Source organism: Deinococcus grandis, from assembly GCF_001485435.1.
Classification (GTDB): domain Bacteria; phylum Deinococcota; class Deinococci; order Deinococcales; family Deinococcaceae; genus Deinococcus; species Deinococcus grandis.
The window spans coordinates 45,972-72,951 of the sequence record NZ_BCMS01000005.1; the positions used below are offsets into that span (position 1 = coordinate 45,972).

Genomic DNA, 26,980 nt, shown 5'->3' on the forward strand with positions numbered 1-26,980 from the left:
ATCGCGTCATGGGTTGTCCTTTGTCGGGGGCGCGCGGGGGCGCTCGCCGCTATCGTTCCCGGTTCGGGCAGGCGTGAAGCACCGTGGGAGGATTCAGGTCAACAACAGCGGGGGCGGCCCTGGAGGGCGCGGCCGGCGGGTGGTGTGTTGAGCTGCTTCATGTGACTCCTGGTTGCTGCGGCGTCGCCGGGCCTGTTCCCTCGGCCGCTCTGGATAGTGACCCTGTGCAGGGTTGGACGTACCCTAAAGCAGATTACAAATCTTGTCAACTTTAGGGGGTTCGGGAAAAGGCGAGCTCCGCTGGGCTGGCCCCACAGTCTGCGCAGATTCGGGCAGAGACCCGTCACCGTTCGAGGTTCGGGGAGCAGACCAAAAGGACGTACCACACACGGGCTCAGAAGTCCTCGACTTCGTTCTGGACGTCGTTGTCCTCCATGGCCACGTACCTGCGGGTGGTGTCCACCGAGGAATGCCCGAGGAACAGGCCGACGCGCGTGAAGTCCTTCGTGGCGCGGTACAGGCGCGTGCCGGAGTGCTTGCGGGCCGCGTGGAAGCCGCGCCAGGCGGAGCGGTGACCGGCGGCGGCGAAGACCTTGCGCATGCGGTACTGGACGTGGTGGTACTGCCAGTCGAACAGGTGCCCCTCTGGTGTGACCGGGGCGAGGCCGTGCAGGGCTGCGCGCACCCGTCGGCCCAGGGGAACGCGGCGGGTCTTGCCGCCCTTGCCGTGCACGGTGAGCTGGGCGCCCTGGATGTCGCCGGCGCGGACGGTGAGGGCTTCGGTGACGCGCAGGCCCGCGTGGGCGCACAGGATCAGGAGTGCGGCGAGTCGCGGGTCGCAGTGCTCGAGGACGTCCTCGACTTCGCGCATGTAGGGCGGGTTCTTGACGATGCCGGGCGTGGGGTCCGGGGGGACGTGGGCGTCCTCGAACGGTTGCGCGTCGGTGGCACCGGCCCAGCGCAGGGCGCGGTAGAGGGCGCGGGCCCCGGCGACGTACTGGGCGACGGTGGCGGCCGACAGCGTCCCGGATTTGCCGCGGCCCCGCGTGGGGCGCGTCTGGAGCTGGGCGACGTAGCGCCCGCCGTCACGCCGACCGGGGCGCAGGAGTTGCACGCCGCTGGCCTGGGCCCAGGGGACGAAGTCGCGCACGGCGAGGGCGTAGGCGGCGAGGGTCTTGGCGCTGGTGCGGGCGCCCTTGCGGCTGCCGGTGGTCATGTACGCCTGGGTGACCTGCACGAGCGTCTCGGTGTCGTAGGTGCTGGCCGCCTCGACCGCCCGGACCCGCAGGGCCTGATCGGTGAGGTTGGCCAGGGCGAGGGTGTCGCTGCGCCGGACGAGGGTCATGCTGGGCGTCAGTTTAGCACTAAATGACATTAGTGTGAAACAGACGAGCTGGATTTCAGCTTCTCAAGCCGCAACACCCTTGAACCTACCTGCTCCGACCTCTACTGCTCAACAGGTCTGAGGATTCCCTCCGCTCCTGGCCACGCAGCTGCGCACGCCCCGGTCCTGGCCCGCTGAGCCCCGCAGACCGCGTGACGACTTGACCAAACCGCGCCTCACCCAGCCAGAGGCGAGTCGCGGTCTACTGCGCTCATGACCCACGCGACGCTCAGTCTCCTGCCCGTGCAGGCCGTTCAGGCGGCGCTGGACGCGATCGGCGACACCATCGCCATCCTCGGGCCGGACGGACAGATCGTCGCCGTCAACGACGCCTGGACGCGTTTCATGCAGGGCAACGGCGGCGAGGAGAGCACCTGCGGCGTCGGCGCGAACTACCTGGGCGCCTGTGACCGCGCCGACGGACCCTCCTCGGACGAGGGCCCACTCGTCGCCCAGGGCCTGCGCGACGTCCTCGGTGGCCGCGCCGAGGGCTACTCGCTGGAGTATCCCTGTCACAGTCCCACCCGGCAGCGCTGGTACCGCGTGGAGGTCCGCCCCTTCGACGCGCAGGGCGTCCGCTACGCCACGGTCGTGCATACCGACGTCACCGCGCAGCGCCTCACCGAGATCCGCGCCGGGGATCTCGACCAGGAAGTCGCGCTGGGCGTGCGTGAGAAGACCGCCGGGCTGAGAGCGGAGAACAGGGAACTCGACGCGTTCATCGGCGCGGTGTCACACGACCTGCGCGCGCCGATCCGGCACCTGCGCGGGTACCTGCAGCTGCTGCGCCGCCGCGCCGAGCCGCGCCTCGTGGACGACGACCGCCGCATCCTGGACATCCTCGAGGGCGCCTCGGGTCGCCTCGCACAGATGATCGACGAGCTGCTCGGTCTGGCCCGCACGTCACAGGTGGCCCTGCGCGTCCAGCCGGTGGACCTGCACGCGGTGGTGGAGCGTGCCTGGGTGAATCTGGACCCGGACACGCAGGGCCGCCGGATCGACTGGGTGACGGGGAACCTGCCGACCGTGCCGGGTGACCCGGACCTGCTGCGCCTGGCGTTCGAGAACCTGCTGTCGAACGCCATCAAGTACACCTCGGGCCGGGAGCAGGCGCGGATCGAGGTCGGCGCGAAACGCGACGGGCGCGACTGGGTGGTGTTCGTTCAGGACGACGGGGCGGGCTTCGACGCCCGGTACGCGCACCGGCTGTTCGGGGCGTTCCAGCGGCTGCATGACGACCGGGACTTCCAGGGCGTCGGGATGGGTCTGGTGAACGTCAAGCGGATCGTGGAGCGGCATGGGGGGAGCGTCTGGGCGACCGGGCATCCGGGGGACGGGGCGACGTTCTCCCTTCGTCTCCCTGCGGGGACCGGACCTGCCGGAATCGACTGATGCGTCCCCGTGGACGCCGCGTTCGGCGCTTGGGTCTCGGCAGAGGCGGTCTACCTGTGACGGCGCTCGTGGAGGCCCACATTGAACTGGACGAAGCGGTGGCCTCTGCATTCGGCTGGAACTGGCCGTTGAGCGAGGACGACCTCCTCGCGCGGTGACTGACGCTGAAGCTGACGCGGCCTGCCTACCCGTCCGCGTTCGTTCAGGGGTTCAGGCCGTCGAAGATGCCGTGCCAGTACGTGACGAGCGTATCCACCTGCACCTCGAATGCCGTGAAGACGCCAGGTTTGGTCAGGTAGCTCGTCGCGCCTGCCCGGTACGCCGCGTCGATATCCTGCGGGTCGTCCGACGTCGCCAGGACCACCACCCGCAGGTGCCGCAGCGGCTCGGACGCCTGGATGGCCTGCAGGATCGCCAGTCCCGACACGGTCGGCATGAACAGGTCGAGCAGGATCACGTCCGGGAGGGTGCCGGCCCGCGCGGCCGCGTGCAGCCAGGGGATGGCGGCAGCGGGATCGTCGAGGGTGCGCAGCTGGGCGCGGTCGGCCTGGGGTTCGAAGGCCATGCTGGCGAGCAGGCAGGCCGCGGGCTCGTCGTCGATCAGCAGCACCTGAAGGTGCCGCGCGGGAGCAGGTGTGACCATGTCACCCAGCGTGACACGCCGGTGGTCAGAACCAAAACTGACTGGACATAGGGGGGGCGACTGTCCATTCTTCGCGTGTGATGGACCACCCGTCCTGTGCAGGCCCCGTCTTCACGCAACTGGCACTCAGCCGCTCCGGGCGTCCCCTACCCTCAGGTGTGCATGCTCTGAACGTCCTGACGCTGAACTCCATCGAGGTCTACCAGCGGTGGCTGTCCCCACTGAAAGGCTTCCGTTGCGCTCACGCGGCCTTCTTCGGCGGTGAGTCGTGTTCGGCCGCGGTGCGGCGCGTGGTCAGCGAGCAGGGGCTGGTGGGGGGGCGCGCGGACATCGCGGCGCGGTTTGAGTCGTGCCGACAGGCGTACGGGCACCTGCGTGGCGCGCAGGTGACGGGCGGTGTTCAGGGCGTGTGCTGCTGCGGCCCTGTGCCCATTCCTTTCCGGTGTGGCTAGTGGCCGACGCGTGGAGGAGGCGGGCCGCGCCGCGTCCCGGGCGTCTTCACCTTCCCGGATCAGGTTCCGCCGCCTGATTTTTGCCATGCTGAGGTATGAGTCGGCCTCTTCACGTTCTCCTGGCGGATGACAGCCTCCCGGACCGCCTGCTGGCCGAGGTGGCGTTCGACGCGCAGGACGTCCCGGTCCACGTGACCTACTGCGAGGACGGACAGCAGGTGCTCGACACGCTGCTGCGTGACGACACAGAACGCCCCGACGTCATCGTCCTGGATCTCAACATGCCCCGCATGGACGGTCACGAGACCCTGCGGCACATTCGCGCCCATCCGGACCTGCGGCACTACCCGGTGGCGATCCTCACGTCGTCTGCCAGCGAGTCGGACATCGCGCAGGCGTACGCGCATCTCGCGTCGCTCTACATGACCAAGGAGATTGACCTCGGCCGGTTCACCGAGCAGATCGGCGCGTTCGTCGGGTTTTATGGCCAGTGCCTTTTCGATGCGGCCGCCAGAACCTGACGGTGCGGTGCAGGGTGGCGCAGGGGCGATCCCATGCACGTTGGCCCTGGCTGCCAAGACTCGCTCCGCCGGTCACAGCTCATACAGTCGCAGTGTGGCCTGGCCGGTCAGGATGGTGGCATGCCGGTGCTCGTCCAGCAGTTCAGTCCAGCGACCTGGGCGGCCCTCACGCGGGTATTTCCTGGCCTGCTCGTCGACAGCTGGCCGGGTGAGGTGCGGCCCGGGGACACGCTGCGATTCCTGCGCCGGGATCGGGGTCACCTGAGAGTAAGAACAGGAACCTGCGCTAAGGAATCTGATTGATGTACTCCTCCAGGGAATACGGGTTACGCAGGGGGCGCAGGTTGCCCTGAGCCACATCTTCTGAGAGGGTGAAATCGTATTTGCCGAGCATGCTCACATGCTCGTGGAGCAATGGAGTCAGTCGGGCCACGTCCTCATCGTTGACCGGATGACCGATGCTCCGTAGCTCATCGAGAGCTACTTGGATGTAGCGCGTATTCCACAGGACTATCGCGTTCACGACCAGGCCCAGTGCGCTCAACTGGTCTTCCATCCCTTCCCGATACCGCTGCCGCAATTCCCCTTTCTGTCCGTGAAACACGGCCCGCGCCACGCTGTGGCGCTGCTCGCCCCGATTGAGTTGCCGCAGAATTCGCTGGCGGTAAGCCTCGTCGCCCACATAGTTCAGCAGGTACAGGGTCTTCTCGATGCGACCCAGTTCAGCAATAGCCCGTCCCAGACTCGACAGGCTGCCCCCACGCTGCAAGGTACGCATAATGCTCGTTGCGCCGACCTTGCCCAGTTTGAGTGACCCGGCCAACCTAAGCATGTCCTCCCAGTGAGCGGCGATCAGCCGCTCGTTCAGGGTGTGACGGCTGAGGTCGTTCAGTGCGCCGTAATCCGCGTCCTTATCCAGTCGCCAGAAGCGCTGGTCAGATAAATCCGCCAGCCTGGGACTGAACTTGTAGCCCAGCAGGGCGAATAATCCGAACACCACATCGCTGTAGCCGTGGGTGTCGGCCATGATTTCGCGGGGGTCGAGGCGGGTCTGCTGTTCCAGCAGGCCCGCGAGGATATACAGACTGTCCCGCAGGGTTCCCGGAATCACGATGCCGTGAAATCCGGTGAACTGGTCACTGGTGAAGTTGTAGTAGGTGACGCCGCGCTGAGCGCCAAAATATTTGCTGTTCCAGCCAGCATTGATGGTGCGAACGGGAACGACGAAACGCAGGCCATCGGCAGAGGCGACTTCCCCACCGCCCCAGCTCTGGGCCAGCGGCAACTCCAGTTGGGCATTCACCAGCAGGGCATTCGCGGCGGTAATGGTGTCGGCGCGGACGTAGTTCTGCGCTATCCACGATAGGCGCGGAAGGGTCAGGGCTTCCACATCAGGACGGGACACGGCTTTCAGGCCGATATTGCAAGCCTGTGAAAGGAGTACCGCACAGAGGCTCAGGGGAAGATGTCGTACCAGGGTTCGGCCTTCTGCGACGTGGGTAAACGCCTCAGCCAGTCCGGTGAACGAATGCACTTCCATCAAGAGTTCCGCGAGGTCAACAACGGGCAGGCGGGCTGAAATTTCAGCCCGCAACACCTTCAGGCTCTCCGGCTCAGGAATCGCTTCCGGCGCGGCCAGGTGAAGGGTGGTGTGGCCGTCCTCCTGAGTGAGTGACAGCGATGAATTGACGCTCAAGCGCTCTGATCTGTCAAGGGTTTGGTGGAGCCTCAGTTCAGGATGTAAGCCTGCTCCTCGAAGGCCGTCGGTGACTGATACCCCAACGACGAGTGACGACGGCGACGGTTATAGAACACTTCAATCCACTCGAACACCTCTGTCCGTGTCTGGGCACGGTCCCACTGCGCTTCGCCAAGCCCCATCTCCGTCTTCAATGTCGCAAAAAAGCTTTCCTGGACAGCGTTATCCCAGCATTCTCCTGCCTCGCTCATACTCTGAACGGCCTGCAATCTGTCCAGCGCCTGCTGGTACACATCGCTCGTATACTGGCTCCCTCGATCCGAATGATGCAGGAGTCCGCCTGGTGGGTTCCGACGAGCCACCGCCATCTCCAACGCCGCTGTGACCAGCGGCGTCTGAAGTCGCTCATTCAGCGCCCAGCCGACAATTTTCCTCGAGTACAGGTCCATGACCGTCGCCAGGTACAACCAGCCTTCACGGGTGGGGACATACGTGATGTCCGTGACCCACTTCTGATTCGGGCCGTCCGCAGTGAACACCCGATCAAGAATGTTTTCTGCGACTGGGCGCGAAGATTTCGCCTTCGTCGTCGTCCGGAACTTCCGCTTTCCACGCGCGACAAGCTGTGCTTGTCGCATGAGCCGCCTGATCCGCTGACGACTGACCTGCTCTCCCTGTGCCTTCAGGTCGGCTTGGATGCGCAGCGCCCCGTATGTTCCCCGGCTTTCCTCGAAGCTGGTCCTGATTTTCTCGATCAGCACGCGGTCTTTTGAGATCCTCTTGCTCTCCGGCCTTCCCCGCGCAGCGTAGTACCCGCTGATGCTCACGTCCAGAATCCGGCACATCAGCTCGACTGGAAACTCGTCGTGGTGCCGCTCGATGAACCTGAAGATCAGGGTTGCTTGGCGAAGAAGCGGCCAAGCCCCATACGGGTACTGTTCTGGCCAAGACAGGCCAGCGCTTTTTTCAGGATATCCCGTTCCTGTCGTGCAATTTCCAGCTCCCGCTCCAGTTCCTTAAGGCGAGCCTCCTGTGGTGAAAGGGCGGGGATTCCCCGCCCGGTGAAGGCTGGGCGGCCGGAGGCCGTCTGGGTGTCCTGCTGCTGCTTCCACCGGACGACGTAGTGAGGGGGAACGCCGAGATCGCGGGCAATCTGGGCGCAACTCTTTCCGGTCGTGCGAACCAACCGGACGGCTTCTTGTTTGAACTCAGCGGTGAATTGCTGCTTGGGTACGGACATTCTGTCCTCCAGTGTGGATCACACTGAACTTACCCTCCACCAAACTCTATCCAGTTCACTCCTCGACTTCACGAAAGGCGTTTTCCAGTTCGATGCTCAACAGCTCAAGTTCCGGCCTGGGGTCAAGAGAGCGTTCCAGGGCGCGGCACACGTCGTCACGGGCTTCCAGCCAGGCATCTCCCTGAAGCAGCTCTGCCCGTGGGTCACCGTAGCGTTCACTGCGCTCCACAAAGACTTCGCGGCGCTTAAGAGCCTGATGCAGCCTGTCCATCACGCAGAGGGTGTACGCCTGCTGGTCGAGTTGGCCCCCAAAGGGAAAGACCTGTCTTTCCCAGCTTTTCGGAACGACGCTCCGAGGAGCGTCGCTCCATCTGGGCTTGCCCTGCCCCGGCTCATCCCTGGCTTTCAGGAATTCCAGGGCGTCCAGCAGCGGCGTAGCTGTAGGGGTTCCAGTAAAGGTAATGGTCTGAAGAAAGACCCGCTGAAAGCGGCGGACAGTGGTGTAGTACCCACTGAGGGCCAGTGCGTGGGTGTCCTCATCAGGGCTGGCGAGGGCCGCGACCTTTCCAGCGGCTTCCCGCAGTGCCTGTTCCCCCAGCTTCTGCAAGGCCAGTTCACGCGCTCTTTCGGCAGGCAGGTTGCTGTCCAGCAGCATCAGGGTCGCTTCACGCAAGAGCAAAGCCGCCTGGTCGAGGTCTTTCAGGGAACGCAGGCGTTCCCGTCGCCGCCTGGCTTCCCCTCTCAGGGCGAAACTGGTCATCAGACCATCGAAAATGTCCAGTACGTCATCGGTGGCGGTGCGTTCCAGATGTTGCAGGAAGACCAGCAGGGTTGCCAGCCGCCGTTCCTCGCTCATCCGCTGGATGAGCTGTACTCGTGCAGTCAGGGCGTGACGTATCAGGGCAGCCTGACGTGCGGCTGGAACGTCGGAGAGGTCAACCTCTCCGACACCGACAGCGCGAATCTGTTCCACGCGGTACAGGGCGTGATACAGCGACATGGCTCCCACCCGTGAAGGCGGAGTTCGCAGGACTTCCAGCGGGGTCTGCCATTTCCCCGTGGGCAGGACGAGAAGCTGTTCGAGGACCTGCTCCTGCTCACTGTTCAGGCGGCGGCTCAAACCGAGGAAAGACCGAGCGGTGTACCGCTCGCGGACACGGGCAATCAGCCGCTCCAGAACACGCACGCCTGGCAACACAACTTTCTGGGCCAGCAGGTGAGCTGTAGCAAGGTCGAACAGGACGCTCGGGCGCACAGCACTGACCGCGAGGTGGGCATAAATCCAGCGAATCAGGCGGAACACCTGAAACTCGTCGAACTCCCGGTAACCCAGGTAAGCCACGATGTCGCGGCGGTGGGTGTAGCGGGTTTCCTCGCGCAGTGCATACCGTAGGAAAACTTCTGGCGAAACCTCAAGTTGCTGAGCGACATGCTGCACCACGACTCTCGGCACCTGAATAGGATTGGGCAGAAAGGTTCCCAGATACCGCAAAGCGCAGAGCTGGACGGCAAAACCGAGCTTGTTGTGGTCGCGGCGTCGCTCAGCAATCAAAGCCAGGTCGGCTTCGTTCAGGAAGAAATAACGGGTGATACGGACTCCGGTTGAAAGGTTTGCACAATCTTTCAACCCGAGCGGAGCGAGCGGGAGAGAAGCGGGTTCCAGACGTGGAGTTAACAGATCGGTGGAGTTCCGATCTGTTAACGAAACAAACGGAATCCGTATGAGTTGTTCTGGGGTGGGGTCAACAGCAAACCGCCCGTAGCGGGCGGCTTGCTCAGCAGAGAGGAATTCGACGGGCATCAGTCATGGCAGGAAAGAGACTCAGGGAATGTTCAGAACTGTGAAACTCGTTTCCGACTGACTGCCGACCCCTACCAGTAATGCTTTCCCATCAGCCCGAAAGGCGAGAGGAACAGTGTCCATGTCCTGTACCACTGCCGGGAGCTTCCAGACCACTTGTTTCCCAGTTTTCACGTCACCTATCAGCAATTCGGCGCGGCCATCTTCCAGCCAGGCGACTCGCCGACCATCTGAGGATACGGCCAAAGACTCCACCCGATTGCCAGAGGGCCACATCTGTATTTTCTTGCCTGTCGCCGGGTCATAAACCTCAACGCCCAGCGGATGATAAGTATGTTCCTTTCCTATCACGTCTATAGCAGCCACGGCCAGTACGCGGCAGTCGGCACTGGTGGCCCCCAGACGCCTTTCTTCAGGCAGTGACAGGCCGAAGTTATTTTTCTCCAGTGCGCCGAGCTGCCACGAGGACGCCCGGAAGCCCATACCCCGGTCACGGAAGATAAGTTGCGTTTCACACATACTTTTTCCATCCGGCGTGAGCTGGGAAGTCTCACTCACCGACTTGCGGTAGGTCTGACCAGGGAGGTTGCCCAGAAAGACCTCGCCCTGACGCCTGAGCAAAGGGGCTACAGGAACGATACGACCGCCCAGAACGACTTCCTTATCCCCCGGCGTGAATCCAGAAATAGAACGAATGCCCGTGACCGAGGGGCCAACCGCCTTCCCGGTTTTCACGTCCCAGAAGCGCACGAATTCCGAGTTCGCATCACCGCTGACCAGGAGCGTGCCAGCCCGATTGAACTTCAGGCTGCCTACCTGATACGGATGAGCCTTGACGCTCCAGATTGCCTGTCCTGCCTTCAGGTCAAAAAGGTTAAGCTGCCGACCTTCGCCCGCCGCAGCCACCCAACGTCCATTGTCACTGACGGTCAGGAGATTGACGTGGGCCAGCGGCATCTGGAACTTGGCGACCTGCTGACCCTGCGGCGTCAGGGCCAGTGCCCCCAGCGAACTGGTGCTGATGATGTTCTGGCCCAGCCACGCCACACCCTGAACACCAATCCCGGTATTGGTCGGCTGTGGTGGTGCCAGCCGTTTCCGGTCAGTCAGATTCCAGAGGCGCGGGGTACTGAAGCCGTCTGCCAGAAGAAATTTGCCGTCGGTACTGAAGGCGAGTTTCCTCGTGTTGTCGGCATAAGTAGGCAACGAGCGTCCTGTCCCACTTTTCAGGTCATAGACCGTCACGGATTGGTTGTACGCTTTGGGGAAGCTCATGTTCCAGCCCACCGCTAGACGCTGCCCAGACGCGTCATAAGCCACTGCCGAAGCGCTAGCAGGCTTAACAGGGTCATCCATAAACGAAGTGTCTTCCCCAGGTAAGCGGGTGATGGTCGGCAGCGGTTTCATGTCAGGCAGGTGAAAGCGCAGAATTTGCGAGGCGCGGATGACGGCCACCTCGTTCGCGGTTGGACTGACGGCGACCTGCCCAGCACCGTAGCCGTCAGGCAAGGTCGGCAGGTCAATCCTCTGCCACTGTCCCGGCTGGCCGACCAGCAGGGTATGAGGGCACGCCACCGTCAGCGTGGAGCCGCTCGCCGCGAGGTGTGGCCCTTCACTGCCTTTCAGGTTACCGCAGAGGGCCTGCCCCACGACCTTGGTTTGCTTTCCACTGACCTGAGCCAGAGTTCCTGTCGTGTCCAGCGTAAAAAGGTCATTGCCGCTGTAAACGACATCCACCAGCAGGCGGCCAGTGGGCGACACAAGAGCCTGCCGTTGCCCCTGGGGAGTGAACAGGCCCACGCGGTCAGCCGTAGTGACGGCGACTTGTGCGCCATCGGCCCGCACACTGACCTCGCTGGCCGGGCCATCCGGCAAGATGCCTGAAGCCTGGATGCTTACCGCTCCGGCAGCACTGACACTGAGCAGTGCGCCGAGAAAACCTGTAGAAAGAAAACGGGCCTGTAGAGACATAGCAGAGCTTACAGCGTGAACTGCGGGCAGTACGTTCGCCTTTTGGTGGAGCTGTGCTGCGTTGAGTTTGTGGTTCATTCCTTTGCTTCAGTCTGCCAATCATCAGGCAAAGGTAGAGGCACCACTTTGACTTGCCCTCGACCACTGGACATGGCGAACCAAGTTCCTTCAGCGTTGACTGTCAGACGCGGCCAGAGAGTGGCTCCCGTTTGAGGTCGGTCGTAGACTTGGATGGGTTGCAAAGCCGAGCCGGGCTGCTGCAAGTCCAGGCGCAACAAGCGACCGTCATCCAGCACCGCCAGAACGAGGTTCTGCTTGGTCACCACCACAGCCGTCACCTGCGTTCCCTTCACAGGGCCAGTGTTGGCGACGCGTTTTCCGGTTGCGATATCCCAGGCTTCTACGCCTGCCCCATCCTCGTCGGCCACCAGGAAACGGCTATCGGGGCTGAATACAGGAGCTTCCGCATATTCGTTCTGCTCCGCCCGCTCATAGCGCCGCAGACCCCCGGCCTGCACGTTCCAGACGCGTACTTCACCATTGCAGGGAAAGGCGAGCAGGCGACTATCGGGACTCCAATTTGGACGTGCCCCCATGAAGTTAAGACAGGTGGCTGGCTGGGCAGGTAGGGCCTTAAGGCGGCGGGAGAAGTCAGAGGCCCACAGTTCGATGCGGCGACCTTCGCCCAGCAGCGCCACGGTCTTGCCATCTGGGCTGACATCCAGGCTGTACCAACCCCCCGTGCGGACATTGAGCCGCTTGCCTGTTCTTACGTCCCAGCGGCTGGCCCCCCGGTGGTCGGCGGCCAGAAAAAACTTCCCATCGGCGGTAAACGCCGAGTTGAAGACGAACTCGGTACCGTCCCGACCACAGCCGAAAGTTTCCTTGAAGTCGCCCTGAAGCGTGGAAATGGCCTTCTGCGTGCTGAGGTTCCAGAGCACCACCCGGCACTTGGCGAAGTCCAGTTGTGCAGCCAGAACACCTTGCGGGGTCGGGCGCGGATTCCACGCCAGTTTGCCGGGAAGCTTCAAGGCGTGGGGTTGGCTGCTCCCGGCGAAAGTCACGGCGCTGCCCTCGTCAGGGTCAAAGGCCGTGACCTGGTTCTGGCCAACTGTCAGGGGAATTCGGGTCGCTGGATGACTGAAGAGGTAAGCCGAGCGGTGCAGGGGTGGTGCAGCGAGGGCGAGCGTCCCCAGGGCAAGACTGACGAGGGCAGCAGTGAGTATCCGCATTTAGGCATAGTAGTGATGAAAGGTGACTGAATGTTGATTTGCTGGTGCTGCGACAAACAAGTGTAAAACCTGTTGTAATTATCCTTATCACAGGAAAACTGAAAACTGTCTGCGAATTTGACGGCAAAAACTGCCATCGGTTTCAGAGGGTGAAAGTACACTTATCACAGGAATGAACGCTGACGATTTCCAGAGAGCGATTGAGCAGTTTCTGAAAGGGCTGAAACGCAGCCCGGCCACCCTGCGGGCTTACCAGGCTGACTTGAATCACTTGCAACGGTGGTTACTGGAACAGCATCAGGAGTACGTGATTAGCGACGCAGGTTGATCAGGACATCGACGGGGTCCTGACCGCGCAACCGCGCGGTCTCCACCGTCGACTTGATCCGCATGTACGTCTGTGCACCCAGCGCGTTCTTGCTGCACTGCGAGACCTTGCGCGCGATCACCACCGACCGCAGGCTCCGTTCCGCCGCGTTGTTCGTCGGCGGGATATCCGGGTCTACTAGGAACCGCAGCAACCGGCCCTGCCGGTACTGCTTGAGCAACCCCAGTCGTAGCCGTTCGTTCCCCGGGGTCTTCAGTGGGCGCCGGTCGAGTAAGGCGTCCAGACGCAGGGTGAGTGCCTCACCCTGCTGTCGGTACTCATCCAGGCTGCATCCTCCACGACGGTGCTGGGCATGCAGCGCCATCAATGCTCGGCACACCTCGGCCAAGCGCTGCCCATACTCCCGGCCCCGTCCCCGCTTCCCCTGAGCCTGCTCACTCACCGTCTGGACGTTGCGCAGGACGTGAGCCAGACATTTTTGCTGCTGGACCCCTGTGAACTGGATAGAGTTTGGTGGAGGGTAAGTTCAGTGTGATCCACACTGGAGGACAGAATGTCCGTACCCAAGCAGCAATTCACCGCTGAGTTCAAACAAGAAGCCGTCCGGTTGGTTCGCACGACCGGAAAGAGTTGCGCCCAGATTGCCCGCGATCTCGGCGTTCCCCCTCACTACGTCGTCCGGTGGAAGCAGCAGCAGGACACCCAGACGGCCTCCGGCCGCCCAGCCTTCACCGGGCGGGGAATCCCCGCCCTTTCACCACAGGAGGCTCGCCTTAAGGAACTGGAGCGGGAGCTGGAAATTGCACGACAGGAACGGGATATCCTGAAAAAAGCGCTGGCCTGTCTTGGCCAGAACAGCACCCGTATGGGGCTTGGCCGCTTCTTCGCCAAGCAACCCTGATCTTCAGGTTCATCGAGCGGCACCACGACGAGTTTCCAGTCGAGCTGATGTGCCGGATTCTGGACGTGAGCATCAGCGGGTACTACGCTGCGCGGGGAAGGCCGGAGAGCAAGAGGATCTCAAAAGACCGCGTGCTGATCGAGAAAATCAGGACCAGCTTCGAGGAAAGCCGGGGAACATACGGGGCGCTGCGCATCCAAGCCGACCTGAAGGCACAGGGAGAGCAGGTCAGTCGTCAGCGGATCAGGCGGCTCATGCGACAAGCACAGCTTGTCGCGCGTGGAAAGCGGAAGTTCCGGACGACGACGAAGGCGAAATCTTCGCGCCCAGTCGCAGAAAACATTCTTGATCGGGTGTTCACTGCGGACGGCCCGAATCAGAAGTGGGTCACGGACATCACGTATGTCCCCACCCGTGAAGGCTGGTTGTACCTGGCGACGGTCATGGACCTGTACTCGAGGAAAATTGTCGGCTGGGCGCTGAATGAGCGACTTCAGACGCCGCTGGTCACAGCGGCGTTGGAGATGGCGGTGGCTCGTCGGAACCCACCAGGCGGACTCCTGCATCATTCGGATCGAGGGAGCCAGTATACGAGCGATGTGTACCAGCAGGCGCTGGACAGATTGCAGGCCGTTCAGAGTATGAGCGAGGCAGGAGAATGCTGGGATAACGCTGTCCAGGAAAGCTTTTTTGCGACATTGAAGACGGAGATGGGGCTTGGCGAAGCGCAGTGGGACCGTGCCCAGACACGGACAGAGGTGTTCGAGTGGATTGAAGTGTTCTATAACCGTCGCCGTCGTCACTCGTCGTTGGGGTATCAGTCACCGACGGCCTTCGAGGAGCAGGCTTACATCCTGAACTGAGGCTCCACCAAACCCTTGACAGATCACTGCCAGGGTGTGACTGTCATAGACCTTGAAGCGGTCGCACACCAGGACTCCACCAAAGGCGTTGCCGAGCACTGCACGCAACTCGACGTTGGTGTGCTGGAGATTCGCTCGGAACAGCACCGTCTCGGCCGAGCGGAAGGTGCTCACCCAGGCCTGTGTCGCGTTCACTCGCCAGCCCGTGTCGTCGTGGTGGACATAGGGAGCTGCGCGCAGCTCCCGTTCCAGGGACTCGACATGTGTCGCCAGCGGACGTCCATCACGTGCCAGGCGCTGGGCGGCCTGGGTGATGGCCCCCTGGGACACCCGGATGCCGGTGGTCAGTCCCAGCACCCGTGGAATGCGGCGCTGTGGGAGACCAACCTCGTGGTGCAGCGCCTGAATGGTGGCCGCCAGTCGGGGACCACATCGGTGTCCCGTCGCCCCACGTTGGTCCGGTTGGAGGTCGGGATGCGCGCCACGTACAGTCTGCCCGCACTGCGGGCAGACCATCACCGGCACGTGGTAGGCCGTGATCTGCACGGTCTGAGCGGGCAGGTCACTGATCCAGGCGCGGTCGTGACGCTTGAAGATCAACTCGCCGACGTAGCCACAGGCCGTGCAGGTGTTGGGCGCCGGGACGTCGATCACGACGTCCTCCTGCTCGGGAGCAGGAGGACGCTTGTATGTGAAGACGCCTTCCCCAGCGCGACGACCTGCGGTTTTCGGGTGGGCTTTCCGACTTCCCCGGCTATGAGGGGCGGCATACTTGCGTTGCTGACGCTCCAACTGCTCGATGCGCTTCTGAAGCTGTTCGATCTGCTCCGCCTGCTTGCGGATGATCTCGTAGAGATCCTGTTCCGTCAGCGGGGTGGCCATGCGGCTCATCCTAGCGAATGTGACGATGCTGTCCGGCTCGCGGGGTCGCTAATCAGATACCATCAGGAACTGGATGCCCCGACGCTGGAAGCCTACTTTGCAGCCCACGAGTGGGCTGCTTCCACGCAGAACCGCAAACAGACCGCCATTGAACGCTTCTGCCGCTGGGCCATACAGCACGGGAAACTGGAAATTGACCCGACGCTGCATCTGGAACGGCCTACTGTGCCACCACCACATCCGCGAGGACTGCGCCGTGAAGATGTGGAGCGCATCTTTGCCGTGATTCCAGGGCAACAGGCCAGAGATGCGTTGCTGTTCCGCCTGGTGTTCGAGACGGGACTTCGCATCAGCGAAGCCCTGAACATCCATCTGGACGACCTCGACCTCAGCAAAGGCGACGAACATCTGACCGTGCTGGGCAAAGGGGGGCAGCGCCGGACGGTGCTGCTCGATGACCCTAAACTGGTCAATGCCCTGCGGAAGTATCTGCGCTCACTGGAGTACGAGCATGGGCCGCTGTTCCAGGCGCAAAAGAATGGGCGTGGTGGCCCGTTGCGCTATCATACGGATTCCGATTAATTCGCTAACAAAGGCCACCAGTGAAAGAGGGTCTGCTGAGTGATGAGATCAGGTTGAGCTTCCAACCACACGCAGCGTTCGGAGAGTGCCAATTCTACCTCTTCAATGCTGTCGAACGCCCGGTTCGCGATTGGTACATCCGTCAACGCCCAGAGCCGTTCTGCTGGCTGCAATTCCGGCGAATACGGCGGGAGCGTCACGGTCTGAATGCCCTCCGGATGCCCATCATCGGGTGGCACGTGGAAACCGGCCCCATCCTGAACGACCAGCACACGATGGTCGGCGCTGGCGCCGACCATGCGGGCAAACGCAGCCATGACGGCCACATACGCCTGTTTGTTGACGACTGGGATCAACCAAAACAGGCTCTTGCCGCTCTCCGGATTGGCAAACGCGTACACGTAGAGCCACTCGTACCCAGGCTGAACCGGACAGGTCAACGGCTGCCCAGTTGGTGCCCAGACTGGACGGCGGATTGGCTTGAGCCCGATCCGATGTTCGTCCATACACCACAGGGAGACGCGCGGTGAGAGACGCTCCGCCTGGCGGAGCGTCTCGATCAGGACTTTGATTTGAATGCTTCCTTCGCGGCCTCATCGCCCCCAACGTGCCGGGGGCGGGGTCGTTGGGGGGTAAAGCCAGCCGCTCGAAGGAATTCATAGGTGCGCCCGAGGTGAACGGACAGTCCGTACTGCTCCTGAAGCCAGTTCTGAACGTCTTTCCCAGACCAGACGATGTCCTGTTCGAAGTCGGCGTGTAGTCGGGTCGCCAGGGTCTGTTGTTGCTCAGCGCTCAATAGCCGGGGTGCACCCTGATTCGTGTGGCGCCCGTCACACAGCCCGGCAAGTCCCCGGTCGCGGTAGCGGTACACCAGATCGTAGGCGGTGACCCGGCTGTACCGGGTCACTTGGAGAATCTCTGGGAGGGGGCGTCCTTCAGCGAGGAGGGCCATGAATTGGGCTCTGCGCCGCTCGACGGCGCAGGTGCTGGTCGTGTAGAGGTGCCAGAAAGTGTCGGCGTCATGCGCCAGGGGAGCCGTCAGGAGTGTCTGTTTGATCTGACAATCATAAACCTTTTAATCGGAGTCCGTATCAGAGCGTGCAGGAGCGCTGGCAGCATTACGCGGCTGAGGCAGGCGTAGCCTGCACACTGCACCAGTTGCGGCATAGCCACGCTACTGAACTGGTCAATGGTGGGGTCAGTCTGGGAACAATACGGAAGCGGCTGGGGCATCGCCATATCCAGACCACATTGCGCTATGCCGAGGTCAGTGACGCCTCAGCAGACGCCGAACTCAGGAAATGGCGTCGCAGTCGCAAATAATTCCTTAGCGTAGGTTTCTGTTCTTACTCTCACGTCACCCCGGATCAGGGGGCACTGGGCTGGTCCCTGGCGGCCGGACAGTGGGGGCTCGTCACGCCGGGAACCGCTGCCGCCGAGGCTCGTCGTCACGCGTTCCAGGCGCGGGTGGAATCGCTCGGCGCTCACCGCACGTACCGGGCCTGCTGGCCGTCAGCCGCTGCGTGATTCCCCTCGCGGCCTACTGGGACGCCCCCACCGCGTCTCCCCTGCTGGTGCGGGTGCTCGTGCGACCACAGCTGGACGTGCCGATGTTCGCCGCTGGACTGCACGCGTCCATCCTGACCCCGGCAGGTCCACTGATCTCGTGCGCCGTCGTCACCCGGCCCGCGCCGCCGGACCTCGCGGGGACCGTCGCGCGGATTCCCGCCCTGCTGCGCGAGGACGAGGTGATGCCCTGGCTGAGCGGATCACCATGTGACGCCCGGCGGACCGCGCTGGACAGCCGGGCGTGGGAGGCGCTGACCGTCGCGGGATCACGGCTGGTCACGAGCGGCACGGCCGGTTTCGCCGCACCCTGACCGCGCGGATCGGTGATCACCTCACTTCCGCTTGGATCTGGGTGGTTGCTCAGTAGCGTTGCGGCCTGGTGTTCAGGCGTCAAGGTCAGGCACCCCACCTGACCTGTCGGCGGCGCAGCTGGACTTGCCATGACGAAGCGTCAGGCCCCTCGGGGCGGGGCGGTCGTCTCCCGGACGACCAGTTCGCTGGGGTAGTCGAGGACGGTGCCACGCACCGCTTCGCCGACCAGTGCGCCCGCGAGCAGGCGCAGGGCGCTGCCGCTCATGTTGTGGATGGGGTGGCGGACGGTGGTCAGGGCCGGGTGGCTCTGGCTGGCGGCGGCGATGTCGTCGAAGCCCACCACGCTGATGTCGGTCGGAACGCGCAGGCCGCGGTCCTTGACGGCGTCCATCGCGCCGAGGGCGGTCGCGTCGCTCGCGGCGAAGATCGCGGTGGGGGGGGTGGGCAGGTCCAGCAGTTCGCGGGCGGCCTCGAACCCGCGCCGCTGCGTGAAGTTCCCGGGGCGGATCAGGGCCGGGTCGAGCAGGCCGCGTTCGTCCATTAGGCGCGCAGTCGTTCGTGTGCCTGACTGGACTCGGCGGCGCCTGCGATGAAGCCCACGCGGCGGTGCCCGAGGTCGAGCAGGTGCGTGGTGGCGGCGCGCGCGCCGTGGTAGGAGTCGGCGCGGACGTTCGGGAGGTCGGTCGGCACGCCGAAGTGGCTGATCAGCACGGTGGGGGTGCGGCTGCGTTCGAGGGTGCGGAGGTGCTGTGGGTCGTCGGTGGGGACGACCAGGATCAGGCCGTCGGTCAGTCCGCCACTGAGGGCCGCGACGCGCTGGCGTTCGCGGGCGGGGTCGCGGCTGGTGGTGAAGACGCCCAGGTCCAGTCCGGCGCTGCTGGCGGCCTCTGCGGCGGCGCGGGTGACCTCGGCGAAGGAGGGGTTGACGAGTTCGGGGATGACCATCCCGACGAGGTTGGTGCGGGCGCCGCGCAGGCGCCGGGCGGCGGGGTTGGCGACGTAGCCGAGGTCACGGGCGGCCTGGATGACGCGGGCGCGGGTCTCGTCGCTGATGCGTCCGGTGTTGTTCAGGGTCCTGGACACCGTGACGGTGGACACGCCGGCGAGGCGCGCCACGTCGGCGATGGTGACGGGTGCGGACATGGGAACTCCTGGGGCGGGACGCGGCTGTCCCACCGATGAGTGGGTTAACGGTTACCCTGACAGTGCACCTCCGGTCTGACCCCGTCAATCCACCCTCCCCTGCTACCCGGCCCACCCGCCGCTCCGGCAATACCCCGTCCACGTCACCTGACGCTGACCGATCATCGCCGCGCCGTCACGGCTCGTCGGTGAGGGCTTGGGCGAGCTGTACGACGCGGTCGTAGTGGGTGGTGTTCAGGTACCCGAGGTGTGTGGCGCTGCGGGCGTGGTCGCGTAGCGCGGCGCGACGCAGTGCGCCGGGCGGCATGAACGGCAGCGTCGCTTCGCGCGCCACGTGCAGGATCCGCAGTCGCAGGGCGTCCGGCGAGTCGTACGGGAACATCCGCCGCGGCGCGACCACGTCCAGGGTGTCTTCGAACAGCGGGTCGTACCCGGCGCGGTGGTGCAGGCGCTCGACCGCCGTGGCGGTCGCCGGCGTGAGGGGACTGACGACGTCGTTCCGCAGCAGGGTCCGCTCGTGGGGATTGAACGCGTCCCACCGCAGGCGCAGCAGGGTCGCGATGGGCACGGCGTGATGCCATAGCAGCAGCAGCGCGGCGTGCAGCGCCGGGTCCGGGCGGGCCGCGTCGATCAGCGTCTGGATGGTCTCGCGCGTGGGCAGTGGATCGCTGCGGCGCTCGGCGGGCGGAGCGTGGAAGTCCAACAGGGGGTCCCCAGTGATGATGCCCAGCTGGCGCAGCGCGCGGTACAGGGCCCGCAGGGTGAGAACGCGGCTGGTGCGGGTGTTCGGCCTGGCGGGCGTGCCGTCGGCGTTGGTGAGCAGGACGCCGCTGAGCCACGCGTGGAAGTCCGCAGGGGGGCGCAGGAGGCTCACGTAGTCGCGCTGCGCGGCGGTGATGATGGGGCGGAGGTTGCTGATGAGCTGCGCGGGGCGGCCCTGGAGGCGACCCTGGGCGTGCAGGGTGCTGACGAGGGTGTCGAGGTCGCCAGTGTGCAGGGCGTTGGTGAGGGTCCGGGCGAGATCATCGGCAGGGTGCACCATACCGACAGTATATCCAAACGCAGATACGAAGTGAGGCCTCAAGTGAGGGTTGATGGATCAGATCGTACCGGAGAGGGTGACCCCAGTCGCTCCACGTTGGAGATGACATTCACCAGTGTCGAGTGGAAATCACCCGATAACACACAAGCATTTCTCTATCCACCACGCTGTCTCTCGGGCATTACACGCTGCACAGGCACATGCTTCAGCATCGCGGTGGCCACGAAAAGCAGAGTACAGATGCGTGAGAAAGGCCCGCGCATTCCGCGTTTCGTATCTGGAAACAATATACGACTGTGAGTTCACCAGCGTGGCCAGACCCAAGGCACAGGAGAAATCCAAACCCAACCTCACACGAACTCGGACCAACAGTGACCGGGATCCACCCGAAGACCGAAGTTCCCGTCAGACTGTCGCTCATGCCCGTCCTGTTCCAGTTCGACAACACCTACGCGCGGGACCTGGGTCTGGATCCTGAGCTGCTGGGGGGGCCGGAGAGCACTGCGATCTTCGCGGGGAACCGGGTGCCGGCGGGCGCCGAGCCGCTCGCGCAGGCCTACGCCGGTCACCAGTTCGGGGGCTTCTCGCCGCAACTCGGGGACGGGCGCGCGCTGCTGCTCGGCGAGGTCATCGACCGGCACGGGCGACGACGGGACGTGGCCCTGAAGGACTCGGGCCGCACGGCCTTCTCCGGCCGGGGGGACGGGAAGGCCGCCGCCGGGCCCATGCTGCGCGAAGCCCTGATGGGTGAGGCCATGCACCCCCTGAGGCTGCCCACCACCCGCGCGCTGGCCATGGCGGCCACCGGGGAGACCGTCCACCGCGAGCGGCCCCTGCCCGGCGCGGTGCTCACGCGCGTGGCCGCCAGTCACCTGCGGGTCGGGACCTTCGAGTACTTCCGCGCCCGCCGCGACACCGCCCGGCTGCGGCAACTGGCCGACTAGTGGATGACCACAGGCTTGGCTTGATCTATTGATCACGGCGAAGATCTGAGTTGATAGACTGGCCACATGCCCGGTTGGCAACCGACCCACTACTCCCGCGCTCAACTCGAGGAGCGCCGCCTCGCCGCTCTCGCATGGATTGAACGCGGAAGCCATCGGAACCAAGAGATTGCGAATCACTTCGGTGTCTCCGTCCATACGGTCTACACCTGGAAAGCACGACTACGACGCAATGGTGGCTTGAAAGCCACCATTGCCAGTGGCGCAACCTCGCGGCTCACAGCGGCACAACACGAACAATTGCGCACCTTCCTGCGGGAGGGTGCGGTGCACCACGGGTTCCCTGATCCGACGTGGACGACACGTCGGGTCACTGATCTGATCGGACGTCACTTTGACGTGTGGTATCACCACGACCACGTCCGAAAAATCCTTCGCCAGTTGGGTTTCACGCCGCAAATGCCGGATGGGCGGGCGGCAGAGCGCAATGAACTCCGGATCGCGTCCTGGAAAGAACAGGTCGCACCGGAGTTGGGAAAAAAAGGTCGCTGAGGGCGCGACCCTGGTGTATCTGGATGAGGTCGGGTTCTCACTGAAAGGCGTACGACGGCGCACGTGGTGGACCAGGGGCGTGACGCCCCTGGTCACGCTCCCGGCCAATTGGGAGAAACTCTCGACCATCGGTGCGATCACGTCGGATGGGCGGTTCTTCCAGCAGACGAAGTCTGGGGCGATTCGGAGTGGGGACGTCATCCGATTCTTCCAGCACCTGCTCCGCCACGTTCAGGGGGAGATCGTGGTGGTGCTGGATAACGCCGGGATCCACCGGGCGAAGGCAACACAGGCGTTCGTGGGTCTCCACGAACGCCTGTCGCTGGTGTTTTTGCCACCCTATGCGCCGGAGTTGAACCCGATCGAGCTGGTGTGGGCGTATGTGAAGCGCAATATGCTGGGGAACTTCTGTGCCCGCTCGGTCTCGGAGCTGAAAGCAAAGCTTGTGACGGCTTGGCAGCGGGTTCGGTATATCGACTTGCCTCATCAGCTCATGAATGCGAATTTATGCCGCCCCGAGCAGAACGCCCAAGACGAGGATGTTCAGCGGCGTCTGGCCGTAGTGCCACGTGGTGCGGTCCATGATCAGGGTGAGCTTGCCGTCGGGCAGCAAGGGAAGCAGGACGTCTGTGACGTCCTGCGGCGTGAGCTGAGCGTCGTGAAACACGCGGGCCACCGTCCGGGTTTTTGATTCCAACGTGGCTGATCTGGGGAGATGAAGCGCGATCTTGCGGTGAAGTGTGGACTCGGCCTGGAGCACGGCTAGGAGCACTTCGGCAAGACGACGGAGCGCGTCCGTACGGCGGTGTGGCCAACGAGTGTGTAAGTAGGTGGCCAACGTGTCAGCATGGAAGCGGGCAGTATCGGGGCTCGTCACAGACCCAGATACCGCCCTTTGTCATGTCGAACTGCGTTCAGGACGCCATTTCTCGTGAAGTGTCAGGTGCTGAGGATCGCCCTTCCTGCTCAGGTGTTCCGCCGAAGTTCGCGGATGAAGGTCACCAGTTCCTTTCCCTCAGGCGAGTCCAGTTTCCAGGCGGCCACCTCAGCCAACATCGACGGCACACCTGCATCCCGCGTTTGAAGCAGGGTCAGCAATGCCTGTCGCTCCACCCCAATCCCCCGATCGGAACGGACCAGTGCCATCAACAGAGGGACCGACGCCGCGTCTGCCCACCCATCAATCGACCAGCAGACCTCAGTCAGGAGGGCGTCCGGCCCGCCAGCAGCCAGCACTCGATTTGCAAAGGGTGCAGGCCGTTCAGCGACCACGGCCCGGCCCACCTGATACAGCATGATCTGCAGCTCTGGCTCGGCGGTCGACAAGCGCCCGAACACCGCATCCAACACCCCAGCACGGGTCTTGTCTGACCATGCGTCCATGGTGGCCGTGAACCAGCCCAGGCGATTCTCCTGCCGGGCCATCAACAACACATCTACGAGCGCATTGTCCGTCATGGTGATCAGGAGAGCACAAGGCTGTCCTTCCGACCGCCAGCACGTCAGTTTCCCAAAGTGTCAGGTGCTGAGAATCGCAAGATATGGTCGAAGCTCCCACTGCTGAAATCACGCAGCAGCAGCTTGACGCCAGCTACGACCAAATTGTTGCCCTCCGACCCGAAGTTCAGGCAGCACTTCCTCAGCACCTGACACTTCACGAGAAATGGCGTCCTGAACGCAGTTCGACATGACAAAGGGCGGTATCTGGGTCTGTGACGAGCCCCGATACTGCCCGCTTCCATGCTGACACGTTGGCCACCTACTTACACACTCGTTGGCCACACCGCCGTACGGACGCGCTCCGTCGTCTTGCCGAAGTGCTCCTAGGGCGTGTAGGCCAAGGCGAGAATCGATCGAGAGTATGCTTCGTCTTGGACACAAAATCGGGCGTGGTTGCCTGATCTGTCAAGGGTTTGGTGGAGCCTCAGTTCAGGATGTAAGCCTGCTCCTCGAAGGCCGTCGGTGACTGATACCCCAACGACGAGTGACGACGGCGACGGTTATAGAACACTTCAATCCACTCGAACACCTCTGTCCGTGTCTGGGCACGGTCCCACTGCGCTTCGCCAAGCCCCATCTCCGTCTTCAATGTCGCAAAAAAGCTTTCCTGGACAGCGTTATCCCAGCATTCTCCTGCCTCGCTCATACTCTGAACGGCCTGCAATCTGTCCAGCGCCTGCTGGTACACATCGCTCGTATACTGGCTCCCTCGATCCGAATGATGCAGGAGTCCGCCTGGTGGGTTCCGACGAGCCACCGCCATCTCCAACGCCGCTGTGACCAGCGGCGTCTGAAGTCGCTCATTCAGCGCCCAGCCGACAATTTTCCTCGAGTACAGGTCCATGACCGTCGCCAGGTACAACCAGCCTTCACGGGTGGGGACATACGTGATGTCCGTGACCCACTTCTGATTCGGGCCGTCCGCAGTGAACACCCGATCAAGAATGTTTTCTGCGACTGGGCGCGAAGATTTCGCCTTCGTCGTCGTCCGGAACTTCCGCTTTCCACGCGCGACAAGCTGTGCTTGTCGCATGAGCCGCCTGATCCGCTGACGACTGACCTGCTCTCCCTGTGCCTTCAGGTCGGCTTGGATGCGCAGCGCCCCGTATGTTCCCCGGCTTTCCTCGAAGCTGGTCCTGATTTTCTCGATCAGCACGCGGTCTTTTGAGATCCTCTTGCTCTCCGGCCTTCCCCGCGCAGCGTAGTACCCGCTGATGCTCACGTCCAGAATCCGGCACATCAGCTCGACTGGAAACTCGTCGTGGTGCCGCTCGATGAACCTGAAGATCAGGGTTGCTTGGCGAAGAAGCGGCCAAGCCCCATACGGGTGCTGTTCTGGCCAAGACAGGCCAGCGCTTTTTTCAGGATATCCCGTTCCTGTCGTGCAATTTCCAGCTCCCGCTCCAGTTCCTTAAGGCGAGCCTCCTGTGGTGAAAGGGCGGGGATTCCCCGCCCGGTGAAGGCTGGGCGGCCGGAGGCCGTCTGGGTGTCCTGCTGCTGCTTCCACCGGACGACGTAGTGAGGGGGAACGCCGAGATCGCGGGCAATCTGGGCGCAACTCTTTCCGGTCGTGCGAACCAACCGGACGGCTTCTTGTTTGAACTCAGCGGTGAATTGCTGCTTGGGTACGGACATTCTGTCCTCCAGTGTGGATCACACTGAACTTACCCTCCACCAAACTCTATCCAGTTCACGACAGACCTGCTCTGCTTTTTCGGTGCATCGTGACAGACCATTGCTGACAAGCCAATAGGAGGTGTTTGCCCAAGCCCAGCACCTCGAGCCTCCCTGCCAGAACACCCGTAGTCAGCGCGTCCCACCGTGAAGCCCTTGACGGGTGCTCTTCTCGCCCGTCGCTCATCAGGATGCGCACCACCACACTCACCCGCACATGCCGCCGAAGTTCGCCCTCGCTCGTGCTGGCATAGAGGTAGCACGCTCGCCCCGTGCGGGGGCGCACGGTGAAGCGCTGGCTACGTTGATCCTCCACGGAGAGGACAGATTGCACTCTGCCGGACACGTCCGTTACCCTGAGGCCCAGCGCCTGGAGTTAGACCATCTTCTCCGCGTGGGCTGCTACCAGCTGCGCCTGAAGTTCAGGCCACTGCGTGGCGGTACGTCACCTCGATGCGCGTGACCTTCTCGTGCAGTTGGCCGAACAGCAGGCCTTCTTCGATGATCGACACAAAGCGCTCTGGGGGCCACAGGCCCGGTTCAGGCGCCACGCTGTCCTCAGCCCGCCACACCGCGAGGCGCCGCAACTGGGCCTGCACGGCGGCAGGACAGGTTTCGGCACAGATAAGGTTTTACCCTATCTCTTCTCCACTTCGAGATTTCCAGGCGCCCGACAGCCTGTCCGCTCCTCGCTGGGCCAGATCAGCCAACAGGAGCGCTGCGGGCACCAGGGCGGCCGCACTCCAGGCTGGACCCAGCACAGGGCTCAGGAACGCGAACCCCACCATCAGGACCGGGAAGTGCGTGGCATACAGCGCGTAGCTGCGTTGCCCCAGCCACTGCGCCGCGCGGCTCCGCAGCCACGCTGGATCAAGGCCCCGCAGGCCCAGCAGCAGCAGCGCGGCCCCCACCGCAGCGCCCCACCGCATCAGGTCGTGATTCACGCCCGTCAGGTGCCGGGAGAACAGCAGCGCGCCCCCGAACAGCGCCATGCCTCGCGCCGCCTGGCGGGTCCTGGGCGTCATGCCCGGCAGCGGCGCCAGCACCAGGAGCGTACCCAGCAGGAACAGCGGCAGGTAGACGAACGCCGTGAAGACCGACGACAGCGCGAGGCACACCGGCAGACTCACCCACAGCGCCGCCCAGCCCCACCGCCGCGCACCCAGCACGAGCAGCGGCGTGAGCAGGGACGCGTATACCTCGACCGCCAGGGACCACAGCGGCGGGGAGATCCGCGCGGCCCGGTACTGCCCCAGCAGGCCCATGCTGAGGCTGCCCCACACGTCGGGCCCGCTCAGCGGCAGGCGCAGGTACGCCAGCAGGCCATGCTCAGTCGCCGAGGTGGGAATCAGGCTCATCAGGGGCCGCGCCACCAGCAAGCCCAGCAGCGCGCCCAGCAGCGCGAGCGGGTACAGGCGGCGCAGCCGGGCCAGGTAGAACGTCCAGACGCTGCGGTGCCGCAGGTAACTGCCCGCCACCACCCACCCGCTCAGCACAAAGAAGGCATCAACGGCCGGTGCGCCCAGGTACCAGCACAGGTGCTCCCATACGGCGAGCGGGCGGGTCGGGTCATCGAAGGGGTTGACGGTCATCAGCGTGAAGTGCGACAGCACCACGCCCAGCGCCAGCACCCCGCGCAACCCATCAAAAGCCGGGACGTACGCCTGCGCTGGAGCCGCCGACGGCATCACCGGCAGGGCCGGGGCGGTCGCGGCCGTCACTCGGGCTGCGGCTCCCTCGGCGTCCACGCCTGCTCCGGATGGAACCTCACCGCGTGCAGCGTGCCGTCCACGACCCGGCCGTGCACGACCAGACGCCCGCCCGCTTTCGGCAGGGCCGCCACCAGGCGGCCCGTGGCGCGGAAGGTCACCTCAAAGGGCTCACTGCCCGCCTTACTGGGCGTGACCCGAAGGGTGAACGTCTCCCCGCGTCGCCCGGTCAGGGTGCCGCAGGCCCGGAGCGCGCCGACACTGGCGGCCTTGCCCTCCGCCTTCGCTCGCCCCAGCGTCCAGGTCGTGACCAGTCCCGTCTCATCGGTGCGGGGCCACAGTAGGGCCTGCGCCACGGGGCCGGCCTCCGGCACCGTCAGGCCAGGAGCGGGGTGCACAGGCCAGCGGGCGTCTTTGGCCGTGAACATCAGCTCGCCATCTTCCTGGTGCAGCACCTCGGCGGCCGTCACGGCGACGTGATCATGCTGCGCGGCCTGGGCCAGCACGTCGGGTCGCTCGCTCCGCCGCTGGGTGCGGGCAGATGGCGTTGGCGCAGCCGGTGGAGTGGCTTGAGGCTCGGGCGCACGAACCGGCTGCGTTTCCTTCGGTGGCTGCGCCTGAGCAGGTGCGGGCTGGTCGGTTGG

General features: G+C 63.9%; 24 protein-coding genes, 8 pseudogenes and 1 riboswitch. Of the genes and pseudogenes, 11 read left to right on the top strand and 21 right to left on the bottom strand.

The genetic code is table 11. From position 1 onward, the window contains the following. Positions 1 to 46 precede the first annotated feature (46 nt). Positions 47 to 220, bottom strand: a riboswitch (SAM riboswitch). Positions 221 to 394: 174 nt separating this feature from the next. Further along, positions 395 to 1,345, bottom strand: coding sequence for a tyrosine-type recombinase/integrase (locus tag DEIGR_RS18505; protein WP_058979890.1), 951 nt, complete (start codon positions 1,343 to 1,345; stop codon positions 395 to 397). Between the two features lie 252 nt (positions 1,346 to 1,597). On the opposite strand from DEIGR_RS18505, the gene DEIGR_RS18510 reads away from it, so the two are divergent. Then, positions 1,598 to 2,776, top strand: a complete 1,179-nt coding sequence (locus DEIGR_RS18510) for a PAS domain-containing sensor histidine kinase (RefSeq protein WP_058979892.1) — start codon at positions 1,598 to 1,600, stop codon at positions 2,774 to 2,776. Between the two features lie 202 nt (positions 2,777 to 2,978). Here the strand turns inward: DEIGR_RS18510 and DEIGR_RS18515 are convergent, their stop codons facing one another. After that, positions 2,979 to 3,419 carry a response regulator gene (locus tag DEIGR_RS18515; protein ID WP_058979894.1) on the bottom strand — a complete coding sequence of 147 codons (441 nt, stop codon included), beginning with the start codon at positions 3,417 to 3,419 and terminating at the stop codon, positions 2,979 to 2,981. 80 nt (positions 3,420 to 3,499) lie between these two features. Here DEIGR_RS18515 and yidD point away from each other — a divergent pair, with 80 nt between their 5' ends. Together yidD and DEIGR_RS18525 are read left to right on the top strand one after the other, a co-directional pair. Next, a complete protein-coding gene (yidD, locus tag DEIGR_RS18520) occupies positions 3,500 to 3,871 on the top strand; it encodes a membrane protein insertion efficiency factor YidD (RefSeq protein WP_083524337.1) in 372 nt (123 codons plus the stop codon). A gap of 95 nt (positions 3,872 to 3,966) precedes the next feature. Further along, positions 3,967 to 4,392, top strand: a complete 426-nt coding sequence (locus DEIGR_RS18525; protein WP_058979896.1) for a response regulator — start codon at positions 3,967 to 3,969, stop codon at positions 4,390 to 4,392. A 72-nt stretch (positions 4,393 to 4,464) separates the two neighbouring features. Here DEIGR_RS18525 and DEIGR_RS20670 read toward each other — a convergent pair whose 3' ends face one another. From DEIGR_RS20670 to DEIGR_RS20680, 6 genes and pseudogenes are all read right to left on the bottom strand, one after another. Continuing rightward, positions 4,465 to 4,653: a hypothetical protein gene (locus DEIGR_RS20670; RefSeq protein WP_153013959.1), complete on the bottom strand. Its 189-nt coding sequence runs from the start codon at positions 4,651 to 4,653 to the stop codon at positions 4,465 to 4,467. A gap of 25 nt (positions 4,654 to 4,678) precedes the next feature. Then, the gene (locus DEIGR_RS18530) at positions 4,679 to 6,124 is read right to left on the bottom strand and encodes a Tn3 family transposase (protein ID WP_269083817.1); all 1,446 of its coding nucleotides are present in this window, start codon (positions 6,122 to 6,124) and stop codon (positions 4,679 to 4,681) included. Then, positions 6,121 to 7,331: pseudogene (locus tag DEIGR_RS18535) on the bottom strand (IS3 family transposase). The gene DEIGR_RS18530 and the pseudogene DEIGR_RS18535 overlap by 4 nt, the downstream one beginning before the upstream one ends. Before the next feature lie 58 nt (positions 7,332 to 7,389). After that, positions 7,390 to 9,132 (bottom strand): annotated as a pseudogene (locus DEIGR_RS18540) (DUF4158 domain-containing protein); the annotation flags it as partial. 21 nt (positions 9,133 to 9,153) lie between these two features. Then, positions 9,154 to 11,181 (bottom strand): WD40 repeat domain-containing protein, encoded by a 2,028-nt coding sequence (locus DEIGR_RS20675; protein WP_153013961.1) that lies wholly within the window; start codon positions 11,179 to 11,181, stop codon positions 9,154 to 9,156. Continuing rightward, positions 11,178 to 12,335 (bottom strand): WD40 repeat domain-containing protein, encoded by a 1,158-nt coding sequence (locus DEIGR_RS20680; RefSeq protein WP_153013962.1) that lies wholly within the window; start codon positions 12,333 to 12,335, stop codon positions 11,178 to 11,180. Before DEIGR_RS20680 ends, DEIGR_RS20675 begins: the two co-directional genes overlap by 4 nt. Positions 12,336 to 12,507: 172 nt before the next feature. Here DEIGR_RS20680 and DEIGR_RS20975 point away from each other — a divergent pair, with 172 nt between their 5' ends. Then, complete coding sequence (locus DEIGR_RS20975; RefSeq protein ID WP_160329970.1) at positions 12,508 to 12,663, top strand: site-specific integrase; 156 nt, start codon at positions 12,508 to 12,510, stop codon at positions 12,661 to 12,663. Here the strand turns inward: DEIGR_RS20975 and DEIGR_RS20080 are convergent. Further along, on the bottom strand, positions 12,647 to 13,168 hold the full coding sequence (locus DEIGR_RS20080) for an IS66 family transposase (protein WP_083524323.1): 522 nt from the start codon (positions 13,166 to 13,168) through the stop codon (positions 12,647 to 12,649). The genes DEIGR_RS20975 and DEIGR_RS20080 overlap by 17 nt on opposite strands. A gap of 48 nt (positions 13,169 to 13,216) precedes the next feature. Here DEIGR_RS20080 and DEIGR_RS18555 point away from each other — a divergent pair. Further along, positions 13,217 to 14,427, top strand: a pseudogene (locus DEIGR_RS18555) (IS3 family transposase). Here the strand turns inward: DEIGR_RS18555 and DEIGR_RS20085 are convergent. Further along, positions 14,386 to 15,081 (bottom strand): IS66 family transposase, encoded by a 696-nt coding sequence (locus tag DEIGR_RS20085; protein WP_160329971.1) that lies wholly within the window; start codon positions 15,079 to 15,081, stop codon positions 14,386 to 14,388. The pseudogene DEIGR_RS18555 and the gene DEIGR_RS20085 sit on opposite strands and share 42 nt — an antisense overlap. A gap of 123 nt (positions 15,082 to 15,204) precedes the next feature. On the opposite strand from DEIGR_RS20085, the gene DEIGR_RS18560 reads away from it, so the two are divergent. Continuing rightward, complete coding sequence (locus tag DEIGR_RS18560; RefSeq protein WP_236704982.1) at positions 15,205 to 15,891, top strand: tyrosine-type recombinase/integrase; 687 nt, start codon at positions 15,205 to 15,207, stop codon at positions 15,889 to 15,891. Here DEIGR_RS18560 and DEIGR_RS18565 read toward each other — a convergent pair. Both DEIGR_RS18565 and DEIGR_RS21655 read right to left on the bottom strand, forming a co-directional pair. Next, positions 15,888 to 16,469, bottom strand: a complete 582-nt coding sequence (locus tag DEIGR_RS18565) for an IS630 family transposase (RefSeq protein WP_153013714.1) — start codon at positions 16,467 to 16,469, stop codon at positions 15,888 to 15,890. The genes DEIGR_RS18560 and DEIGR_RS18565 overlap by 4 nt on opposite strands. Continuing rightward, complete coding sequence (locus tag DEIGR_RS21655; protein WP_407638343.1) at positions 16,451 to 16,948, bottom strand: winged helix-turn-helix domain-containing protein; 498 nt, start codon at positions 16,946 to 16,948, stop codon at positions 16,451 to 16,453. The genes DEIGR_RS18565 and DEIGR_RS21655 overlap by 19 nt, the downstream gene beginning before the upstream one ends. A 35-nt stretch (positions 16,949 to 16,983) precedes the next feature. Here DEIGR_RS21655 and DEIGR_RS20095 point away from each other — a divergent pair. Both DEIGR_RS20095 and DEIGR_RS18570 read left to right on the top strand, forming a co-directional pair. Next, positions 16,984 to 17,214, top strand: a pseudogene (locus DEIGR_RS20095) (tyrosine-type recombinase/integrase); the annotation flags it as partial. Between the two features lie 80 nt (positions 17,215 to 17,294). Next, positions 17,295 to 17,771: an SOS response-associated peptidase family protein gene (locus DEIGR_RS18570; protein WP_269083814.1), complete on the top strand. Its 477-nt coding sequence runs from the start codon at positions 17,295 to 17,297 to the stop codon at positions 17,769 to 17,771. Between the two features lie 140 nt (positions 17,772 to 17,911). Here DEIGR_RS18570 and DEIGR_RS21535 read toward each other — a convergent pair whose 3' ends face one another. From DEIGR_RS21535 to DEIGR_RS18580, 3 genes are all read right to left on the bottom strand, one after another. Further along, entirely contained in the window at positions 17,912 to 18,313 is a 402-nt protein-coding gene (locus DEIGR_RS21535) for a LacI family DNA-binding transcriptional regulator (RefSeq protein WP_201785780.1), read from the bottom strand. Then, on the bottom strand, positions 18,313 to 18,915 hold the full coding sequence (locus DEIGR_RS21540) for a LacI family DNA-binding transcriptional regulator (RefSeq protein ID WP_201785781.1): 603 nt from the start codon (positions 18,913 to 18,915) through the stop codon (positions 18,313 to 18,315). The genes DEIGR_RS21535 and DEIGR_RS21540 overlap by 1 nt, the downstream gene beginning before the upstream one ends. A 175-nt stretch (positions 18,916 to 19,090) precedes the next feature. Further along, on the bottom strand, positions 19,091 to 19,957 hold the full coding sequence (locus DEIGR_RS18580; protein ID WP_083524328.1) for a hypothetical protein: 867 nt from the start codon (positions 19,955 to 19,957) through the stop codon (positions 19,091 to 19,093). Positions 19,958 to 20,376: 419 nt separating this feature from the next. On the opposite strand from DEIGR_RS18580, the gene DEIGR_RS18585 reads away from it, so the two are divergent. Both DEIGR_RS18585 and DEIGR_RS20100 read left to right on the top strand, forming a co-directional pair. Beyond that, entirely contained in the window at positions 20,377 to 20,901 is a 525-nt protein-coding gene (locus DEIGR_RS18585; RefSeq protein WP_083524329.1) for a protein adenylyltransferase SelO family protein, read from the top strand. 66 nt (positions 20,902 to 20,967) lie between these two features. Continuing rightward, positions 20,968 to 21,946: pseudogene (locus DEIGR_RS20100) on the top strand (IS630 family transposase); the annotation flags it as partial. 15 nt (positions 21,947 to 21,961) lie between these two features. On the opposite strand, the pseudogene DEIGR_RS20105 reads toward DEIGR_RS20100, so the two are convergent. Both DEIGR_RS20105 and DEIGR_RS18595 read right to left on the bottom strand, forming a co-directional pair. Next, positions 21,962 to 22,330: pseudogene (locus tag DEIGR_RS20105) on the bottom strand (IS4 family transposase); the annotation flags it as partial. Positions 22,331 to 22,419: 89 nt separating this feature from the next. Next, positions 22,420 to 22,911, bottom strand: a complete 492-nt coding sequence (locus tag DEIGR_RS18595; RefSeq protein ID WP_058979904.1) for a hypothetical protein — start codon at positions 22,909 to 22,911, stop codon at positions 22,420 to 22,422. 254 nt (positions 22,912 to 23,165) lie between these two features. Between DEIGR_RS18595 and DEIGR_RS21680 the strand changes: the two are divergent. After that, positions 23,166 to 23,351, top strand: a pseudogene (locus DEIGR_RS21680) (hypothetical protein); the annotation flags it as partial. A 26-nt stretch (positions 23,352 to 23,377) separates the two neighbouring features. Here the strand turns inward: DEIGR_RS21680 and DEIGR_RS18600 are convergent. The 4 genes and pseudogenes from DEIGR_RS18600 to DEIGR_RS18615 form a co-directional block, all read right to left on the bottom strand. Continuing rightward, a pseudogene (locus tag DEIGR_RS18600) lies at positions 23,378 to 24,588 on the bottom strand (IS3 family transposase). A gap of 461 nt (positions 24,589 to 25,049) precedes the next feature. Next, positions 25,050 to 25,178 carry a hypothetical protein gene (locus DEIGR_RS21545; RefSeq protein ID WP_269083815.1) on the bottom strand — a complete coding sequence of 43 codons (129 nt, stop codon included), beginning with the start codon at positions 25,176 to 25,178 and terminating at the stop codon, positions 25,050 to 25,052. 81 nt (positions 25,179 to 25,259) lie between these two features. Further along, on the bottom strand, positions 25,260 to 26,375 hold the full coding sequence (locus DEIGR_RS18610) for an acyltransferase family protein (protein ID WP_083524330.1): 1,116 nt from the start codon (positions 26,373 to 26,375) through the stop codon (positions 25,260 to 25,262). Then, positions 26,345 to 26,842 carry a hypothetical protein gene (locus tag DEIGR_RS18615; protein ID WP_058979908.1) on the bottom strand — a complete coding sequence of 166 codons (498 nt, stop codon included), beginning with the start codon at positions 26,840 to 26,842 and terminating at the stop codon, positions 26,345 to 26,347. The genes DEIGR_RS18610 and DEIGR_RS18615 overlap by 31 nt, the downstream gene beginning before the upstream one ends. Positions 26,843 to 26,980: the final 138 nt, after the last annotated feature.

Coding starts and splice junctions, on each gene's coding strand:
- DEIGR_RS18505 (WP_058979890.1), bottom strand. CDS start 1,345: ATGACCCTCGTCCGGCGCAGCGACACCCTCGCCCTGGCCAACCTCACC.
- DEIGR_RS18510 (WP_058979892.1), top strand. CDS start 1,598: ATGACCCACGCGACGCTCAGTCTCCTGCCCGTGCAGGCCGTTCAGGCG.
- DEIGR_RS18515 (WP_058979894.1), bottom strand. CDS start 3,419: ATGGTCACACCTGCTCCCGCGCGGCACCTTCAGGTGCTGCTGATCGAC.
- yidD (WP_083524337.1), top strand. CDS start 3,500: ATGGACCACCCGTCCTGTGCAGGCCCCGTCTTCACGCAACTGGCACTC.
- DEIGR_RS18525 (WP_058979896.1), top strand. CDS start 3,967: ATGAGTCGGCCTCTTCACGTTCTCCTGGCGGATGACAGCCTCCCGGAC.
- DEIGR_RS20675 (WP_153013961.1), bottom strand. CDS start 11,181: ATGAACCACAAACTCAACGCAGCACAGCTCCACCAAAAGGCGAACGTA.
- DEIGR_RS20680 (WP_153013962.1), bottom strand. CDS start 12,335: ATGCGGATACTCACTGCTGCCCTCGTCAGTCTTGCCCTGGGGACGCTC.
- DEIGR_RS20975 (WP_160329970.1), top strand. CDS start 12,508: ATGAACGCTGACGATTTCCAGAGAGCGATTGAGCAGTTTCTGAAAGGG.
- DEIGR_RS21535 (WP_201785780.1), bottom strand. CDS start 18,313: ATGGACGAACGCGGCCTGCTCGACCCGGCCCTGATCCGCCCCGGGAAC.
- DEIGR_RS21540 (WP_201785781.1), bottom strand. CDS start 18,915: ATGTCCGCACCCGTCACCATCGCCGACGTGGCGCGCCTCGCCGGCGTG.
- DEIGR_RS18580 (WP_083524328.1), bottom strand. CDS start 19,957: ATGGTGCACCCTGCCGATGATCTCGCCCGGACCCTCACCAACGCCCTG.
- DEIGR_RS18585 (WP_083524329.1), top strand. CDS start 20,377: ATGCCCGTCCTGTTCCAGTTCGACAACACCTACGCGCGGGACCTGGGT.
- DEIGR_RS18595 (WP_058979904.1), bottom strand. CDS start 22,911: ATGACGGACAATGCGCTCGTAGATGTGTTGTTGATGGCCCGGCAGGAG.